Raw genomic sequence first — 15,002 nt, 5'->3', positions numbered from 1 at the left:
ACTCAGTACCAGATACTCAGTACCGGCGCTTCAGCGGCTCGGAAAGCGTCGTCGATGGATGCAGCAACCTCAGCCGTGACATCCATCCGGCCAGCAGCCCGCAACTGCGCGGCGCTGACGCCACCGACGTACAGCGCGGAGAGCGTCGAGACATCAAGCGTGACATCCGCTTCTCCGCCCTCAACTGGGGTAAGCAGCGCGTGGCCGTCTTCGATGGCCAACCGCCAGCATCCCGAAGCGAAGCCGAGCGTATCTTCCACGCGCAGCACGATATCCAGCGGCGCGCGGTAGGTGCGAGCGGTGAGCGCGGCCGGAACATCCAGAATGCGCAACCAGCCGTGATCGTGCACCGCAATGTCGACACCACGCTGATCGGCAACCAGCCACGGCAGCGGATCATCGGTGGGCCGGAGGTCGACAGAGATCTTGTTCACGAGATCGTGCTGCAGAGCGAAGCCCCAGAGGGCGCGAAGCGCATCGGGTGTAACCGTGGAGATCTGGTAGATCGACATCTCAGAGCGGAACTGCCCGGGGATCTCTTCAACCTTGTACGCCATCACACCGCGCACAGCACCGGTCTCATCGAGATAGCGCACTCCACGCACGGCCGCCGGGGCGGGGTGACCGGCTGCAAGGCCTGCAACGCGGTCCCAACGGCGATCCCACCCGGCGACCTGCCCGGCTCGCTGGGTGCGCTCCACATCGTGCAGCGCGGCAAAGCTCTTCTTCAACGTCTCTTTATCGACGTACTCCAGGGCGCCGGACGGCGTCCCCCCGGCCCACCCGGCTCGTCTGGTGTCGACGGTGACCCGCGCAACCGGAACCGCGGATGCGAAACCGTAGCGGCCGTAGATCGTCGCTTCCGAGACCGTGAGGCCGGCGATGGCGACGCCGGCGGATGCCGCTGCGCGAAGCTCGCCCTCCAGCAGGGCCCTGGCGATGCCGCGGCGCCGGTGCGTACCAGCCACGGTCACCGAACTGATCGCCCACATCTCGATCTCGCCGCCGGGAACCGTCAGCGGTGTGGTCCAGGAGTTGATTGTCGCAACCGGCCACGCACCCACCGGTGCATCCGCCTCGAACACGCCGATGTTGCGACGGTCAGCGATCGCGGCGCCATCGGCCTCGACGACATCTGCTGCCGGATCCTTGTCGAGGAACCCCCGAGCGTCGGCGCGCACGAAGGCTTCGCTATCGGCAGCCGATGCGGTGTCGATAATTCGATAGGTCAATCGTTGAACGGCAAGCCGATCAAAAGAAGAGGGGTCGACGGGGACATTTCGTGCGTCGGTCATCCTTCCACCCTAAAGGCAGACCACCGACAGCGTCGGTCAGTGCGCGGCGGCCTGGGCAGCGCGTAGCTTGGCCAGCACCTGGTCACGCAGCTCTTCCGGAGCCGTCTCCTTGCACGCGCGAGCCACGACCTCGGTCAGAGTGCTGGCGACAAGCGCCTCACCCTGGCAGGACGCACAGTTCTCGATGTGCTCGCGGATCTCGGCGTGCTCGGTCTTGCACACTTCGTTGCGGAGGTACTCCTCCAAGTCCTGACGGGCTTTGGTGCAGCCGCAATCGCTCATTTCTTGCTCCTTGTAGCGGCCGCGGCGATTCCTCGCTCCGCGGCATAATCCGACAGCAACTCGCGCAACATCCGTCTGCCACGGTGCAGACGACTCATCACGGTGCCGATGGGGGTTTTCATGATGTCGGCGATCTCCTGGTAGGCGAATCCCTCGACATCTGCCAAGTAGACCGCCAACCGGAAGTCTTCCGGTACTTCCTGCAGGGCATCCTTCACGACAGACGCGGGCATCCGATCGATGGCTTCTGCCTCAGCAGAGCGGCTGTGCGTCGCCGTCGTCGACTCTGCTCCGCCCATCTGCCAGTCTTCCAACTCGTCGATCGTGCCCTGATAGGGCTCGCGCTGACGCTTGCGGTAGATGTTGATGTACGTGTTCGTGAGGATGCGGTACAACCACGCCTTGAGGTTCGTTCCCTGTGTGAACGACGCCCAGGACGCGAAGGCCTTGACGAACGTCTCCTGCACAAGGTCTGCCGCATCGGCGGGATTGCGCGTCATACGCATCGCCGCCGCATACAGCTGATCCATGAAGGGAATCGCCTGTTCCTCGAACTCACGCCGAGCGTCGCCGAGTGTGTCTGCGGGTGCCGTGTCATCCATCACGGGCCAGTCTAGGCCGACGAGCACCTCCAGCCCACTCTCCAGCGTTGCGACCATAGTCACTCCTTCTCGGCGGTTTGCGTACCATTCACTAAGGTGGAACCGATGACTGACACACGGTATTCCCCTTCCCCCGCCAGGGGCGCCTACACCGCGCCCGATGCATCTGGCGCTGTGAACTCGACGCTGACCATTCCCGGGTCGAAGTCACTGACCAACCGCGAGCTGATCATTGCCGCTCTCGCCGATGGCCCCGGCCGCCTGGTCGGCCCGCTGCATTCCGATGACTCGCGCCGGATGGTCGATGCGCTGCGAGCACTCGGAGTAGGTATCGAAGAGGTCGAAGGGGCCGGTGAATTCGGTCCTGACCTGGAGATCACTCCCGCGCCGCTCACCGGCGGAGCCGAGATCGACTGCGGGCAGGCCGGCACCGTCATGCGTTTCATCGCACCGCTTGCGGGCCTTGCCACTGAGGATGTCCGCATCACCGCGCATGAAACCGCGCTTCACCGTCCGATGGGTGCCATGATCACCGCGCTGCGCGATTTGGGCGTCGACATTGATGACGAGGGCACGTGGTCCCTGCCGTTCACCGTTCGCGGCCATGGCCGCATTCGCGGCGGTCGCCTGGAAGTGGATGCCTCGGCATCCAGCCAGTTCGTCTCAGGGCTCCTGCTGGCCGCCCCCCGCTTCGACGTCGGATTGCACCTCGTCCACACCGGTGAGCACCTGCCGAGCCTGCCGCACATCGACATGACGATCGAGTCGCTCAGCCGCCGCGGCATCCGCATCGAAAGACCGGCGACCGGCGAGTGGCTGGTGGAGGCGGGCATCCCGCGCGCCAAGGAGATCGCGATCGAGCCTGATCTGTCCAACGCCGCACCATTCCTAGCTGCGGCGATGGTCACCGGTGGCGAGGTGACGATCACGGGATGGCCGCTGCATTCCACCCAGCCGGGCGCGCTGCTGCCGGAGATCCTGCAGGCCATGGGCGCCCACGTCGGCCGTCACGGCGGCGCGATGACCGTACGCGCCGGTGACAGCATCCGTGGCCTCGATCTGGACCTCTCCGCTGCCAGTGAACTGTCACCCACGATCGTCGGGCTCGCGGCCTTCGCCGATGCGCCCACGACCATCCGCGGTATCGGGCATACGCGGATGCATGAAACCGATCGCATTGCCGCGCTGCTCAAGAACCTCACGGCCCTCGGCGGAGAGGTCGAGGAACTTCCCGATGGGCTGCGCATCATCCCGCGTCCGCTGACCGGCGGCCACTGGGGCGCGCACCACGATCACCGTATGGCGACAACCGGAGCGCTGGTCGGACTGCGCGTGCCCGGCGTCATCATCGATGACATCGGCACCACGGCCAAGACTCTGCCGGAGTTCACCCAGCTGTGGGAGCGGATGCTGGGAGGCACCGCCGCGTGAGTTGGCTCGGCCCAGACGATGACCTCGAAGACGACTTCGAGGACTTCGACGAGACCAGCATCCGTCAGCGCCCTAATCCGAAAGCCAATCGTCCACGCACCAAGCGCCGGCCAGCGCACGAGGATGCGCAGGTCGGCAGGGTGCTCGGAGTCGATCGCGGCCGCTACAGCGTCATGCTGGATGAGGACACCACCGACGAACGGGTGATCACCAGTACGCGGGCACGCGAGCTCCGCCGCACTCCCATCGTCACCGGAGACCGGGCCCGTGTCGTGGGCGATACCTCCGGGACCGAAGGCACGCTCGCACGCATTGTCAGCATCGTCGATCGCACATCGTTGCTTCGTCGCAGCGCCGATGACAGCGATCTCGTCGAGCGCGTCATCGTGGCCAACGCCGATCAGATGCTGATCGTGGTCGCAGCCGCCGATCCCGAACCACGCGCACGCCTGGTCGATCGTTACCTGGTCGCCGCTTTGGATGCCGGCATCCGCCCGCTGCTGGTCGTGACGAAGACCGATCTCGCCGATCCGAGCGCATTCCTGTCGTATTTCGACGGACTCGACCTGCAGGTGTTCACCAGCGCGAACGACCAGATGCCGCTCGAGGAGATCGGTGCGGCACTGATCGGCCACTCCACTGTTTTCGTCGGCCACTCCGGCGTCGGCAAGTCAACCCTGGTGAACGCTCTCGTCCCTACGGCAGACCGGGCTACCGGGCACGTCAATCAGGTCACCGGGCGCGGGCGTCACACCTCCTCGTCGACCGTCTCGCTGCGATACGAGGGCGCGGCCGGCTCCGGATGGGTGATTGATACTCCCGGGGTTCGTTCTTTCGGTCTCGGTCACATCGACCCGGCGAATGTGCTTGCCTCGTTCACGGAGCTCGCGTACGTCGCCCAGCGCTGTCCCCGCGGATGCACCCACCTGCCGGATGCTCCGGACTGTGCGCTCATCGAAGCAGCGGAGCAGGGTGAGCTGAACCCGGCCGAACTCGGGCGGCTGGACTCCCTGCAGCGCCTGCTGCAGACCTTCGCCGACAAGGCCGAAGCGAACCCGGGTTCGTCCTCGGGTCGATAGGCTGGTGCACGTGACGAATCTGCGCCTCGAACCCGGTACCGCTGCTCCCGACTTCTCGCTTCAGGATCAGGACGGGTCCACTGTGACCCTCGCTGACCTTCAGGGCCAGAAGACGATTCTGTACTTCTACCCGGCGGCGATGACACCGGGATGCACGACGCAGGCGTGCGACTTCCGCGACAGCATCGCGTCGCTGCAGGGTGCCGGCTACCGCGTGATCGGCATTTCTCGGGATGAGCCGAGCAAGCTCGCTGCATTCCGTGAGCGCGATGCTCTCCCCTTCACGCTGCTCAGCGACCCCGATCACGCCGTGCACTCCGCCTACGGCGTGTGGGGCGAGAAGATGAACTACGGCAAGGTCGTCGAGGGCGTCATCCGTTCGACCTTCGTTCTGGATGAGAACGGCACGATCACCCACGCACAGTACAACGTCAAGGCGACCGGGCACGTTGCACGGCTGCGCAAGACGCTCGGCCTGGACGCCTGACCCGCCTCAGTCGGCGACCGGGTCCTCGGTGGAGTCGGGCGGGCGGACGGCCTCTTTCCGCGTGCTCGCGAGCAGGAGGACGAAGCACAGGACGCTCGGGATACCCACGCCCAGGACGAACGTCCAGGCGATCGGCGGCACAGTGAGAGTCGCGAGCACCAGCGCGATGGCGAGCAGCTGCAGCACCACTCCCCCGGACCGCGCCCACATGTGGCCGACCCGCGTCCCCCAGGCGAAGGCGAAGAGCGCCGCAGCACCGATCAGGGTCAGCACGATCAGTGCGATGGCTGTGATCAGCGACGCCGCTTCGCCCGCCCCCAACTGGAAAAGTTCGATGATCGCAAACACCGTTACGGCGGCGCCTTCGAGGGCCAAAACCGCAGCTGCTGCCATCGCAAGGCGGGGTGCACGCACAATGTCTCCTGAGAAATCAGATTTGTAGGCAGAAAATCCTTGATTTCGCGCCCGAGCTGTAACACAATGTTAACAGTCATGTGCTCCCACAGCGGCGTGGGGCGAGCAGATGCTCGCACTACAACTGAGCGACGACACCCGATATCGTCGCCCGAACTGAGCGTTCGTACCGCGATCACTCACTGAGAATCCACACCAAGGAGCCCTAATGGACTGGCGCGACAAATCCGCCTGCCTGACCGTCGATCCCGAGCTGTTCTTCCCCGTGGGGAACACCGGGCCTGCGGTCGACCAGATCGAGAAGGCCAAGGCGGTCTGCGCCACCTGCACCGTCACCGAGGTCTGCCTGCAGTACGCGCTGGAGACGAGTCAGGACTCCGGTGTGTGGGGTGGCCTTTCCGAGGACGAGCGCCGTGCGCTCAAGCGCCGCGCCGCTCGTGCGCGTCGCGCCTCCTGACCGCGTTCACACCTTTACGAAAAAGGCCCTCCTTCCGGAGGGCCTTTCTCATTTCTTCAACCAGCGCATCGGGATGTCGATGGACACCTCGGTGCCCTCCCCGTCGCTTCCGCGCCACTGGATGGAGCCACTGAGCTCGCCCTGGATCAGAGTGTGAATGATCTGAGTCCCCAGGCCCTGTCCCACGCGTCCCTCCGGCATACCGTGCCCGGTGTCACGCACGGAGACGTGCAGGTTGTCGTCAGTTCGGACAGCGTCGATCGTGACGGTGCCTTCCTTGCCGGCGAGACCATGCTCGACGGCGTTGGTGACGACCTCGGTCAGCGCCAGGGCCAGCGGTGTCGCATATTCGCTCGGCAAAACGCCGAACTTTCCGGTTGACTGCGTGCGCGCGCGGGTGTTGGGGGCAGCCGCCACCTCGGCGACAAGATTGAGCACACGATGGAAGACCTCGTCGAAGTCGACGGTCTGAGTGAGCCCCTGCGCCAAGGTGTCGTGCACGACGGCGATGGCGTCCACCCGACGCATGGCCTGACTGAGGGCGTCCCGTGCTTCATCGGAATGCGTACGACGCGCCTGAATGCGCAGCAGCGATGCCACCGTCTGCAGATTGTTCTTCACACGATGGTGGATCTCACGGATCGTGGCATCCTTCGTGATCAGCTCCTGCTCCTGGTGACGCAACTCGCTCACGTCACGGCACAGGATGATCGCACCGATGCGGTTGCCATGATCCTTCAGCGGGATGGCCCGCAGTGACACGGTGACACCCCGCGCTTCGATGTCGGTCCGCCAGGGAGCACGCCCCGTGACGACGACCGGAAGCGATTCATCGACCTGGCGGGTGGCCGGAAGAATCCGCGTTGTGACCTCGGCCAGCGACTCTCCCTCCAACTCGTCCTCGAACCCCATCCGGTTGAAAGCCGACAGCGCGTTCGGGCTGGCGAAGGTGCTGATGCCGTCCACATCAATGCGGATGAGGCCGTCAGAGGCACGGGGAGCGCCACGACGCGGCGACGTCGGTGCTGCGAGGTCGGGGAATTCCCCGGTGCTGATCATCTGGAACAGATCGTTCGCGCACTCGTCGAAGGTGATCTGCTGCCGGGACGGTACCCGCGCTTCACCGAGATTGGTGTGCCTGGTCAGGATGCCGATCACCGGTGTCCCTTCCCCGGCTCTGCCGCGCTCGCGCACGATCGGGACGGCTCGCACCCGGGTGGGAATCTCTTCGAACCAGTCCGGCGACGACGAATCGATGATCTCACTGGAGTCGAACGCGGACTGCACCTGCGTGCGCCACTGCGGACGAACCTGATCGCCGACGATATCGCGGTAGAACAGGGTCGCGGCGCCGCTGGGGCGCGTGTGCGCTACCGCGACGAAGGAGCCTTCCTTGGTGGCGACCCAGATGACGATATCTGCCGAGGCGAGGTCGGCGAGCAGCTGGCCGTCACCGGAGAGACGATGGAGCCATTCGACGTCGTTATCGGTCAGGCAGCCCTGGGCATGGACGAGATCACTGAGGGTTGACACCTCATCAGCCTAGCGGCGCATCCGGTATGGAATTTGCTCACAGCACGGCGAATGAGGTCGCGCGCCACCGGCGATCCAATCCCTCCAGCCGGATAGCCACCGCCCGTGTTCGGCCGCGCCCCGCGACGATCACCACTGCCTCGACCACCCCGTCTGCGGGGAACGTTTCACGGATGGAGAGGATCTCGAAGACAGGTCGCGACGGCGCCGTGCCACGAGCATTCCGTGCGCGAGCGGAGAGGTTCGCTCGCGTGCCGAGTTTTCGATACGCTTCTTCGCTGAACCAGCGGGCCAGCTGGTCGAGTTCTCGCACACCGGCGAAAACCTCGAGGACTCCCTGTGTCAGACTCCGCACCAACGCGGTGGGGTTCGGGAGGTCGTCGGCAGTGGTCGGTTGCGGTGCGAAATACTCATGAAGCGTCATCGTTGTCACTCTCGGTATCGAATGCGAGCCAGTACACCATGCGCGCGGCCCTGCTCGCACGGCTCTGACCAAAAATGTGGATAACCCGTACACGAGCAGAATCTCCCCTACGCTCGATCGCGTGCACTGGGATCGCCTGTTCGAAGACCTCGAAGGCCAGCTGGCCGCTGAGTGGGAGGCGGAGCGCGCCGTATTGGATGCTGAGTCCGAGCGGCTGCGGATCGCCAAGCTCAGCCTGCGCGTGCGCCTGCGTGTTCTGCAGGTGCAGGAAGCACCGGTGACGTTGCGGCTTGTGGACGGAAGTCGTCACTCTGCCTTGATCCGGGCGATCGGCGCGGATTGGGCTGCTGCACAGTCAGCCGGATCACCAACGGCGATCATCGTGCCGCTCGCCGCCCTGACGAGTGTTGAGACGCACCACGGTGCCCTCCTGGACACACTCGATGACACCCCGCTGCCGGCCGATGGACTGCGCGATCGGATGACGCTGGGATTTCTCTTTCGCGATCTGGCTCGTCGGCGCCTGCCGCTGCACCTCGCGCTTCGCGATGGCGAGGTGCTGCACGGAACGATCGATCGGGCCGGAAGCGATCACCTCGACATCGCCGTGCATGATCGGGGCGAGTCTCGCCGTGCCGATGCCGTGCGATCGTTCCGCATGGTGCCGGTGGATGCCCTGGTATGGGCACGCACCGATGGTGCGGCCCTCTAGCTCAGGAACGCGGCCGGCCCCATACCTCGGGGAAGCTCGCTTCGTCTGCCTGACGCCAGAGCGCCATGCGTCGAGCTGCTTCGGTCTGCTCTTCCAGGTACTCCGCGATGCTCTGCTCTTCAACCCGCCACCGAGCGGGAGAACCCAGCTGTGCGCCGCGCAGGCTCCCGGCCAGGATGAGCTCGATGACCTCATCTATTTCGACGCTCAGCAGTTCTGCCACCTGCGCAGGGGCGAGGTAGCGAGAAGCAGATGTGGGCGAATCAGCCATAGTTCCATTGTGTCGTGCCCAGCGCCTCTGGCCAGACCGCTTTCAAGCCCTGTGGATAACTTTTCGCCTGTACTTTCAGATTCTGTGACGATGTGGACATGACGACCCAACCGCGCGCGCGACGCGCCTTCTGGGGCGACGTCCGATTTCTGATCGGCATCGCTCTGGTCATCCTCTCGATCGTCGGTGTCTGGCTGATCGTGTCTTCGGCACGGCAGACAACACCGATATTGCAGGCGAACCGTACGATCACCCAGGGTGAGGCGCTGGTCTCGGATGATTTCCGTGTGGTTGAGGTGAGTCTTGGCAGCGTGGAAGGCGGATACCTCTCGCCGCAGGAGCTGACCGGCGGCCTCATCGCCGCACGCACGCTCTCCGACGGTGAACTTCTGCCCGCGGCGGCGGCAGCCGAAGCCAAAAGCGGTCGCACGACCAACATCGTGATCGAAAGCAGTGTCGGCCTGCCTGAGGCAGTCGGCCCTGGCACGGCGGTCGAGCTCTGGTACTCACCGCTCATCGTGGACGGTGATGAGTTCGATGCCCCGCGTATTCTCTCCGCTGATGTCGTGGTCGCCTCCATCCCCGAGGGCGGCGGGATGCTCACCCAGCGAAGCGCGGCCGTTGAACTCGTGATCAACCGCGCAGATGTCGCAGACGTGCTGGCAGCCATCACCGGCGGAGCCGCCCTCTCAGTGGTGCCCGTCGGATCCGGCTCATGACCGCGGTCGTCGTCGCGTTGGATGAACCACGCGCCACATCCCTCAGCGCTGGACTGGAACGCGAGGGCATCCACATCATCGCCGTCGTGCCGGCAGATGAGGTCCCCCGCGCGCTGCTTTCTGAGGCCGACGCGATCATTCTGCCGGCGACTCGCGCGGCCGTGACCACCGAGTTGGTCGCGTTCTGCGACCAACTCGGCGTCCGCATCTGCACCCTCGGCGGCGGAGAATCACGAGTACTGAGCCGCTATGGGCTTCCCGAGTCGCTGCCGGATGATGCCGAGGCCTGGCAGATAGCGGATGCTCTCGCGCAGGAGATCCCAGAGATCGCACAGCCGCCAGCATCCTCAGCACGACGGGTGATCGCCGTTTGGGGTCCGCACGGCGCCCCAGGACGCTCAACGATCGCTATCCAGCTCGCTGTCGAGCTGTCTCGCTCTGGACGGGGCTGCGCTCTTGTCGACGCCGACACCGTCGCGCCGTCTCTCGCACTGCTGCTGGGTCTGGGCGATGAAGCTCCGGGCATCGCTGCCGCCTGCCGGCGCGCAGAGCTCGGCGGTTTGGATGCTGCGGAGCTCAGTCGCCTCGCGGCCCGTGTGGAAACCAGCGCCGGCAGCATCGAGGTGCTTGCCGGACTCAACCGTCCGTCACGCTGGCCGGAGCTCTCCGCAACACGACTGCGCACCGCTATCCGACTCTGCCGCGACTGGGTCGACGACACGATCGTGGATATCTCAGCATCCTTCGACGCCGACGAGGAGATTTCAGACGACCTGTCCGGCCCCAAGCGGCATGCAGCCACTACGACGGTGCTGTGCGAAGCAGACCGGGTGATCGCGGTCACAGCCGGCGACCCGCTGTCAATCTCTCGGTTCCTGCGCGACTACGCCGAAGTGCGCGGACTCATCGGAGCAACCACGCAGATCTCGGTCGTCGTCAATCAGGTGCGCCCTGGCCCGATCGGCATCGACGCCCGTGGTCAGATCCGTCGCGCACTCGAGCGCTTCTCGGCCATCACAGATGTGACGTTCCTGCCGTTCGACCAGCGCGCCGCCGACGCTGCTCTCCTGCACGCACGGCCGATGGCCGATGTCACGCCCCGCTCAGCCCTCGTTTCGGCGATCCGCCGACTCGCCGAGAGCCTGGATCCGCCAGCACCGCGTCTGCGCGCTCAGGTCACTGCTGGTAACTTGCGAGGAAGTTCCCGAGTCGCTCGATGGCTTCGCCCAAAACCCGCGGCTCAGGGAGCGTCACCACGCGGAAATGATCCGGAGTGGGCCAGTTGAAGCCGGTGCCCTGCACGACCAGTATGCGCTCGGAGATCAGCAGGTCGTAGATGAACTTCTCATCGTCGTGGATCGCGTGCACGTTCGGGTCCAGGCGGGGGAAGGCATACAGCGCCCCCTGCGGCTTCACGCAGCTGACGCCGGGGATCGATTCCAGCCCCTGCCACGCAATGTCGCGCTGCTCATGCAGTCGCCCTGTCGGCGCGATGAGAGCGTCGATCGATTGCACGCCACCCAGCGCCGCTTGCACGGCGTGCTGGGCCGGGACGTTCGGGCACAGGCGCGTCGAGGCGAGCAGGGTGATGCCCTCCAGGAACCCCGTGGCATGCCGCTGCGGCCCGGTGATGACCAGCCATCCGGAGCGGAACCCCGCCACCCGGTAGGTCTTGGAGAGCCCGTTGAACGTCAGGCACAGCAGATCGGGGGCCAGCGTGGCCGTGGGAATGTGTACGGCGTCATCGAAGAGGATGCGGTCGTAGATCTCGTCGGAGAGTATCAGCAGCTCGTTCTCACGAGCGATCTGCACGAGTCCCTCCAGAACCTCGCGCGAGTACACCGCACCGGTCGGGTTGTTCGGGTTGATGATGACGATCGCCTTGGTCTGCGGTGTCACCCTCGAGCGGATGTCCTCAAGGTCGGGCGCCCACCCGTTCTGCTCATCGCAGATGTAGTGCACCGGGGTTCCGCCGGCAAGACTCGTCATCGCGGTCCACAGCGGGTAATCCGGTGCGGGGATCAGCACCTCGTCGCCCTCATTGAGCAGCGACTGCATCGTCATGGTGATCAATTCGGAGACGCCATTGCCGAGGTAGACGTCATCCGGGCCGAAGCTCGGGAAGTCCTCGATCTGCTCGTAGCGGCTCACCACGGCGCGGCGGGCCGAGATGATGCCGCGACTGTCGCTGTACCCGTGGGCCGTGGGAAGCGCTGCCAGCATGTCGTGCACGATCTGGTGCGGCGCCTCGAATCCGAAGATCGCGGGGTTTCCGGTGTGCAGTTTGAGGACGTTGTGCCCCTCCGCCTCCATTCGCGCCGCCTCGACGAGCGCTTTACCGCGAATCTCGTACAGGACGTTCTTGAGTTTCGACGATTGATCGAACTGGCGCTTAGGGGTCATTGAAAAAGCCTACCGGCTTTCTGCCGGCAGGCTTTTTCAGATCAGCTGACGCTTACTTCTTCTTCTTTTTGCTCTCGGCGCGGCGCTGCTCACGGTTCTGCGCCTGCGGCGTCTCGCCATCAGTGCGCTGGCCGAATGCTCCGCGCGCAGCAGGTTCGGCTGCATCACTGCCTGCAGCTGCGGCCGCCTGGCGCAGTCGATCGGTTGCCGACTGCTGCACCTGGCCGCGTTCGTTACGCACTTCTACTTCGCCCGCGTCATTGGGTGCCGAGTACTCGAGGCGTTGCTCGCCACCGTCGACGGCAAGACCCTTCGCCTCCACCTCGGTGGTCTCGGAGTCTCCGACGCGGCGCACCTCGACCTCGAGGTTGTAGAGGTAGCCGACAGATTCTTCCTTGATCTGGCCCATCATCGACTGGAACATCGCGAAGCCTTCGCGCTGGTACTCGATCAGCGGATCACGCTGGGCCATTGCACGAAGCCCGATGCCGTCCTTGAGGTAGTCCATCTCATAGAGATGATCACGCCAGCGACGGTCGAGAACCTGCAGCACGACGCGGCGCTCGAGCTCCCGCGTCGCGGCCTCGCCCAGCATCTCTTCGCGCTTCTCGTAGGCGATCTTCGCATCGGAGAGAAGCTCACGGGTCAGGCCGTCCGCGGCGATGCCGCCCTTGCGTCCTGCACCCTCAGCCACGACCTCGTCGATGGTCACGCCGACCGGGTACAGAGTCTTGAGCTCAGTCCACAGCGCGTCGAAGTCCCAACTCTCGTTGTGGCCCTGTCCGGTGTGATCAGCAACGACTCCGGTGATGGCGTCTTCGATGAAGTGCTGAACACGGTCGGCGATCTCGTCGCCCTGCAGGATCTGACGACGGTCGGCGTAGATCGCCTCGCGCTGGCGGTTGAGAACGTCATCGTACTTCAGCACGTTCTTGCGCATTTCAGCGTTGCGGGACTCCACCTGCGACTGCGCGCTGCGAATGGCGCGCGAGACCAGGCCCGATTCGATCGGCACGTCATCCGGGAAGTTCGTGCGCGCGAGAATCGCCTCGGCGGCACCGGACTGGAACAGCCGCATCAGGTCGTCGGTGAGACTCAGATAGAAGCGGCTTTCGCCGGGGTCGCCCTGACGGCCGGAGCGACCGCGCAACTGGTTGTCGATGCGTCGAGACTCGTGGCGTTCGGTACCGAGCACATAGAGCCCGCCGGCCGCAGTGACCTTGGCGCTCTCTTCTGCGACGACCGCCTTCATCGACTCGTACGCCTCATCCCAGGCGGCCTCGTACTCTTCGGGCGTCTCTGCGGGGTCGAGGCCCCGCGACTTCAGCTCTTGCACAGCGAGGAACTCGGCGTTTCCACCGAGCATGATGTCGGTGCCTCGACCAGCCATGTTGGTGGCGACGGTGACGCCGCCCAGGCGACCGGCACGAGCGACGATCTCGGCCTCACGTGCGTGGTTCTTCGCGTTGAGGACCTCGTGCTTGATGCCCTTCTTCGCCAGCAGCCGCGAAAGGTACTCGCTCTTCTCAACGCTCACCGTGCCGACCAACACCGGCTGGCCGGCGGCGTGGCGCTCCACGATGTCTTCCACGACCTGGGCAAACTTCACGGTCTCGTTCTTGTAGACGAGGTCGGCCTGGTCCTTGCGGATCATCGGCTTGTTCGTCGGGATCTGCACGACACCGAGGTCGTACGTCGACATGAACTCCGCGGCTTCTGTCTCGGCCGTACCTGTCATGCCGGCGAGCTTGTCGTACAGACGGAAGTAGTTCTGCAACGTCACGGTGGCGAGTGTCTGGTTCTCAGCCTTGACCGGCACGTTCTCCTTGGCCTCAATGGCCTGGTGGATGCCCTCGTTGTAGCGGCGTCCGACCAGAATGCGGCCGGTGTGCTCATCAACGATCATGACCTCGTCGTTCATGACGACGTAATCGGTGTTCTTCTTGAACAGCGCGAGCGCTTTGATCGAGTTGTTCAGGAACGAGATCAGCGGCGTGTTGGCCGACTCATAGAGATTGTCGATGCCGAGATAGTCTTCGACCTTCTCGATGCCGGGTTCGAGTACGCCGACTGTGCGCTTCTTCTCGTCGACCTCGTAATCTTCACCGGCCTCGAGGGTACGAGCGATCTTGGCGAATTCGGTGAACCAGCGGTTCGCTTCGCCGGAGGACGGCCCCGAGATGATGAGCGGGGTGCGGGCCTCGTCGATCAGGATCGAGTCGACCTCATCGACAACGGCGAAGAAGTGATCGCGCTGCACAAGGTCTTCCTTGCGCCAGGCCATGTTGTCGCGCAGGTAGTCGAATCCGAACTCGTTGTTCGTTCCGTAGGTGATGTCCGCGGCGTATTGCTCACGTCGAACCGCCGGGGTCTGGCCCGACACGATGATGCCCGTCGTCATGCCGAGGGCACGGAAGATACGGCCCATGAGCTCTGCCTGGTACGAGGCCAGGAAGTCGTTGACCGTAATGACGTGCACGCCTTTGCCCGCGATCGCGTTGAGGTACGCGGGGAACGTGGCGACGAGCGTCTTTCCTTCACCGGTCTTCATCTCGGCGATGTTGCCGCGGTGAAGGGCTGCGCCACCCATCAGCTGAACGTCGTAGGCGCGCATTCCGAGGGTGCGCTTGGCCGCTTCACGAACGGCGGCGAATGCCTCGGGCATCAGCTGATCGAGCGTCTCGCCCTTCTCGAAGCGTTCACGCAGCTCGACGGTCTCGTTCGCGAGTTCGTCGTCAGTGAGCTTCTGGAAGTCCTCCTCGAGCGCGTTGACGGCCTTGACTACCTGGTTCAGGCGTCGGATGACTCGACCTTCGCCTGCGCGCAGCAGCTTCTCAAGAGGATTCGCCACTTATGTCATCTCCCTGTTGTGGGTCAGATCCCAGCCACCCAG

General features: G+C 64.6%; 16 protein-coding genes. 7 read left to right on the top strand and 9 right to left on the bottom strand.

Annotation, left to right across the window (positions count from 1 at the left end):
* Window positions 1-2: 2 nt before the first annotated feature.
* The 3 genes from ACSS7Z_RS06020 to ACSS7Z_RS06010 are packed head-to-tail and all read right to left on the bottom strand — an operon-like array spanning window position 3 to window position 2,236.
* Window positions 3-1,295 carry a GNAT family N-acetyltransferase gene (locus ACSS7Z_RS06020; RefSeq protein WP_438253571.1) on the bottom strand — a complete coding sequence of 431 codons (1,293 nt, stop codon included), beginning with the start codon at window positions 1,293-1,295 and terminating at the stop codon, window positions 3-5.
* 36 nt (window positions 1,296-1,331) lie between these two features.
* Complete coding sequence (locus ACSS7Z_RS06015; protein ID WP_438253570.1) at window positions 1,332-1,577, bottom strand: zf-HC2 domain-containing protein; 246 nt, start codon at window positions 1,575-1,577, stop codon at window positions 1,332-1,334.
* Window positions 1,574-2,236, bottom strand: a complete 663-nt coding sequence (locus ACSS7Z_RS06010; protein WP_438253569.1) for a sigma-70 family RNA polymerase sigma factor — start codon at window positions 2,234-2,236, stop codon at window positions 1,574-1,576. The genes ACSS7Z_RS06015 and ACSS7Z_RS06010 overlap by 4 nt, the downstream gene beginning before the upstream one ends.
* Before the next feature lie 48 nt (window positions 2,237-2,284).
* Between ACSS7Z_RS06010 and aroA the strand changes: the two genes are divergently transcribed.
* From aroA to bcp, 3 genes are read left to right on the top strand one after another with little or no spacing between them, the layout of a single operon-like run.
* The gene (gene aroA, locus ACSS7Z_RS06005; protein WP_438253568.1) at window positions 2,285-3,610 is read left to right on the top strand and encodes a 3-phosphoshikimate 1-carboxyvinyltransferase; all 1,326 of its coding nucleotides are present in this window, start codon (window positions 2,285-2,287) and stop codon (window positions 3,608-3,610) included.
* Complete coding sequence (gene rsgA / locus ACSS7Z_RS06000) at window positions 3,607-4,689, top strand: ribosome small subunit-dependent GTPase A (protein ID WP_438253567.1); 1,083 nt, start codon at window positions 3,607-3,609, stop codon at window positions 4,687-4,689. The genes aroA and rsgA overlap by 4 nt, the downstream gene beginning before the upstream one ends.
* A 10-nt stretch (window positions 4,690-4,699) precedes the next feature.
* Window positions 4,700-5,176: a thioredoxin-dependent thiol peroxidase gene (bcp, locus tag ACSS7Z_RS05995; protein ID WP_438253566.1), complete on the top strand. Its 477-nt coding sequence runs from the start codon at window positions 4,700-4,702 to the stop codon at window positions 5,174-5,176.
* 6 nt (window positions 5,177-5,182) lie between these two features.
* On the opposite strand, the gene ACSS7Z_RS05990 is transcribed toward bcp, so the two are convergent.
* The gene (locus ACSS7Z_RS05990; protein ID WP_438253565.1) at window positions 5,183-5,590 is read right to left on the bottom strand and encodes a hypothetical protein; all 408 of its coding nucleotides are present in this window, start codon (window positions 5,588-5,590) and stop codon (window positions 5,183-5,185) included.
* Between the two features lie 208 nt (window positions 5,591-5,798).
* Between ACSS7Z_RS05990 and ACSS7Z_RS05985 the strand changes: the two genes are divergently transcribed.
* Complete coding sequence (locus tag ACSS7Z_RS05985) at window positions 5,799-6,047, top strand: WhiB family transcriptional regulator (protein WP_438253564.1); 249 nt, start codon at window positions 5,799-5,801, stop codon at window positions 6,045-6,047.
* 48 nt (window positions 6,048-6,095) lie between these two features.
* On the opposite strand, the gene ACSS7Z_RS05980 is transcribed toward ACSS7Z_RS05985, so the two are convergent.
* Together ACSS7Z_RS05980 and ACSS7Z_RS05975 are read right to left on the bottom strand one after the other, a co-directional pair.
* Entirely contained in the window at window positions 6,096-7,580 is a 1,485-nt protein-coding gene (locus tag ACSS7Z_RS05980; RefSeq protein WP_438253563.1) for a sensor histidine kinase, read from the bottom strand.
* A 37-nt stretch (window positions 7,581-7,617) separates the two neighbouring features.
* The gene (locus ACSS7Z_RS05975; RefSeq protein ID WP_438253562.1) at window positions 7,618-8,004 is read right to left on the bottom strand and encodes an Rv3235 family protein; all 387 of its coding nucleotides are present in this window, start codon (window positions 8,002-8,004) and stop codon (window positions 7,618-7,620) included.
* 121 nt (window positions 8,005-8,125) lie between these two features.
* Here ACSS7Z_RS05975 and ACSS7Z_RS05970 point away from each other — a divergent pair, with 121 nt between their 5' ends.
* Window positions 8,126-8,716, top strand: a complete 591-nt coding sequence (locus ACSS7Z_RS05970) for a hypothetical protein (RefSeq protein ID WP_438253561.1) — start codon at window positions 8,126-8,128, stop codon at window positions 8,714-8,716.
* Between the two features lies 1 nt (window position 8,717).
* Here the strand turns inward: ACSS7Z_RS05970 and ACSS7Z_RS05965 are convergent, their stop codons facing one another.
* Window positions 8,718-8,987 (bottom strand): helix-turn-helix domain-containing protein, encoded by a 270-nt coding sequence (locus ACSS7Z_RS05965; RefSeq protein ID WP_438253560.1) that lies wholly within the window; start codon window positions 8,985-8,987, stop codon window positions 8,718-8,720.
* Between the two features lie 98 nt (window positions 8,988-9,085).
* Between ACSS7Z_RS05965 and ACSS7Z_RS05960 the strand changes: the two genes are divergently transcribed.
* Entirely contained in the window at window positions 9,086-9,706 is a 621-nt protein-coding gene (locus ACSS7Z_RS05960) for an SAF domain-containing protein (protein ID WP_438253559.1), read from the top strand.
* Window positions 9,703-10,992, top strand: a complete 1,290-nt coding sequence (locus ACSS7Z_RS05955) for a CpaE/TadZ family protein (protein ID WP_438253558.1) — start codon at window positions 9,703-9,705, stop codon at window positions 10,990-10,992. The genes ACSS7Z_RS05960 and ACSS7Z_RS05955 overlap by 4 nt, the downstream gene beginning before the upstream one ends.
* Here the strand turns inward: ACSS7Z_RS05955 and ACSS7Z_RS05950 are convergent.
* Complete coding sequence (locus ACSS7Z_RS05950) at window positions 10,883-12,109, bottom strand: pyridoxal phosphate-dependent aminotransferase (protein WP_438253557.1); 1,227 nt, start codon at window positions 12,107-12,109, stop codon at window positions 10,883-10,885. The genes ACSS7Z_RS05955 and ACSS7Z_RS05950 overlap by 110 nt on opposite strands.
* A gap of 52 nt (window positions 12,110-12,161) precedes the next feature.
* A complete protein-coding gene (gene secA / locus ACSS7Z_RS05945; protein WP_438253556.1) occupies window positions 12,162-14,960 on the bottom strand; it encodes a preprotein translocase subunit SecA in 2,799 nt (932 codons plus the stop codon).
* Window positions 14,961-15,002: the final 42 nt, after the last annotated feature.

Source organism: Microbacterium wangyouchuni, from assembly GCF_051546305.1.
In the GTDB taxonomy this organism is placed as follows: Bacteria; Actinomycetota; Actinomycetes; order Actinomycetales; family Microbacteriaceae; genus Microbacterium.
The sequence above is the reverse complement of the archived record's forward strand: the minus strand, read 5'-3'. Positions and strand labels throughout refer to the sequence as shown.

What these genes read in the sequence shown, in the direction of transcription:
- ACSS7Z_RS06020 (WP_438253571.1), bottom strand. Translation starts at nt 1,295, where the DNA reads ATGACCGACGCACGAAATGTCCCCGTCGACCCCTCTTCTTTTGATCGG.
- ACSS7Z_RS06015 (WP_438253570.1), bottom strand. Translation starts at nt 1,577, where the DNA reads ATGAGCGATTGCGGCTGCACCAAAGCCCGTCAGGACTTGGAGGAGTAC.
- ACSS7Z_RS06010 (WP_438253569.1), bottom strand. Translation starts at nt 2,236, where the DNA reads ATGGTCGCAACGCTGGAGAGTGGGCTGGAGGTGCTCGTCGGCCTAGAC.
- aroA (WP_438253568.1), top strand. Translation starts at nt 2,285, where the DNA reads ATGACTGACACACGGTATTCCCCTTCCCCCGCCAGGGGCGCCTACACC.
- ACSS7Z_RS05985 (WP_438253564.1), top strand. Translation starts at nt 5,799, where the DNA reads ATGGACTGGCGCGACAAATCCGCCTGCCTGACCGTCGATCCCGAGCTG.
- ACSS7Z_RS05975 (WP_438253562.1), bottom strand. Translation starts at nt 8,004, where the DNA reads ATGACGCTTCATGAGTATTTCGCACCGCAACCGACCACTGCCGACGAC.
- ACSS7Z_RS05965 (WP_438253560.1), bottom strand. Translation starts at nt 8,987, where the DNA reads ATGGCTGATTCGCCCACATCTGCTTCTCGCTACCTCGCCCCTGCGCAG.
- ACSS7Z_RS05960 (WP_438253559.1), top strand. Translation starts at nt 9,086, where the DNA reads ATGACGACCCAACCGCGCGCGCGACGCGCCTTCTGGGGCGACGTCCGA.
- ACSS7Z_RS05955 (WP_438253558.1), top strand. Translation starts at nt 9,703, where the DNA reads ATGACCGCGGTCGTCGTCGCGTTGGATGAACCACGCGCCACATCCCTC.
- ACSS7Z_RS05950 (WP_438253557.1), bottom strand. Translation starts at nt 12,109, where the DNA reads ATGACCCCTAAGCGCCAGTTCGATCAATCGTCGAAACTCAAGAACGTC.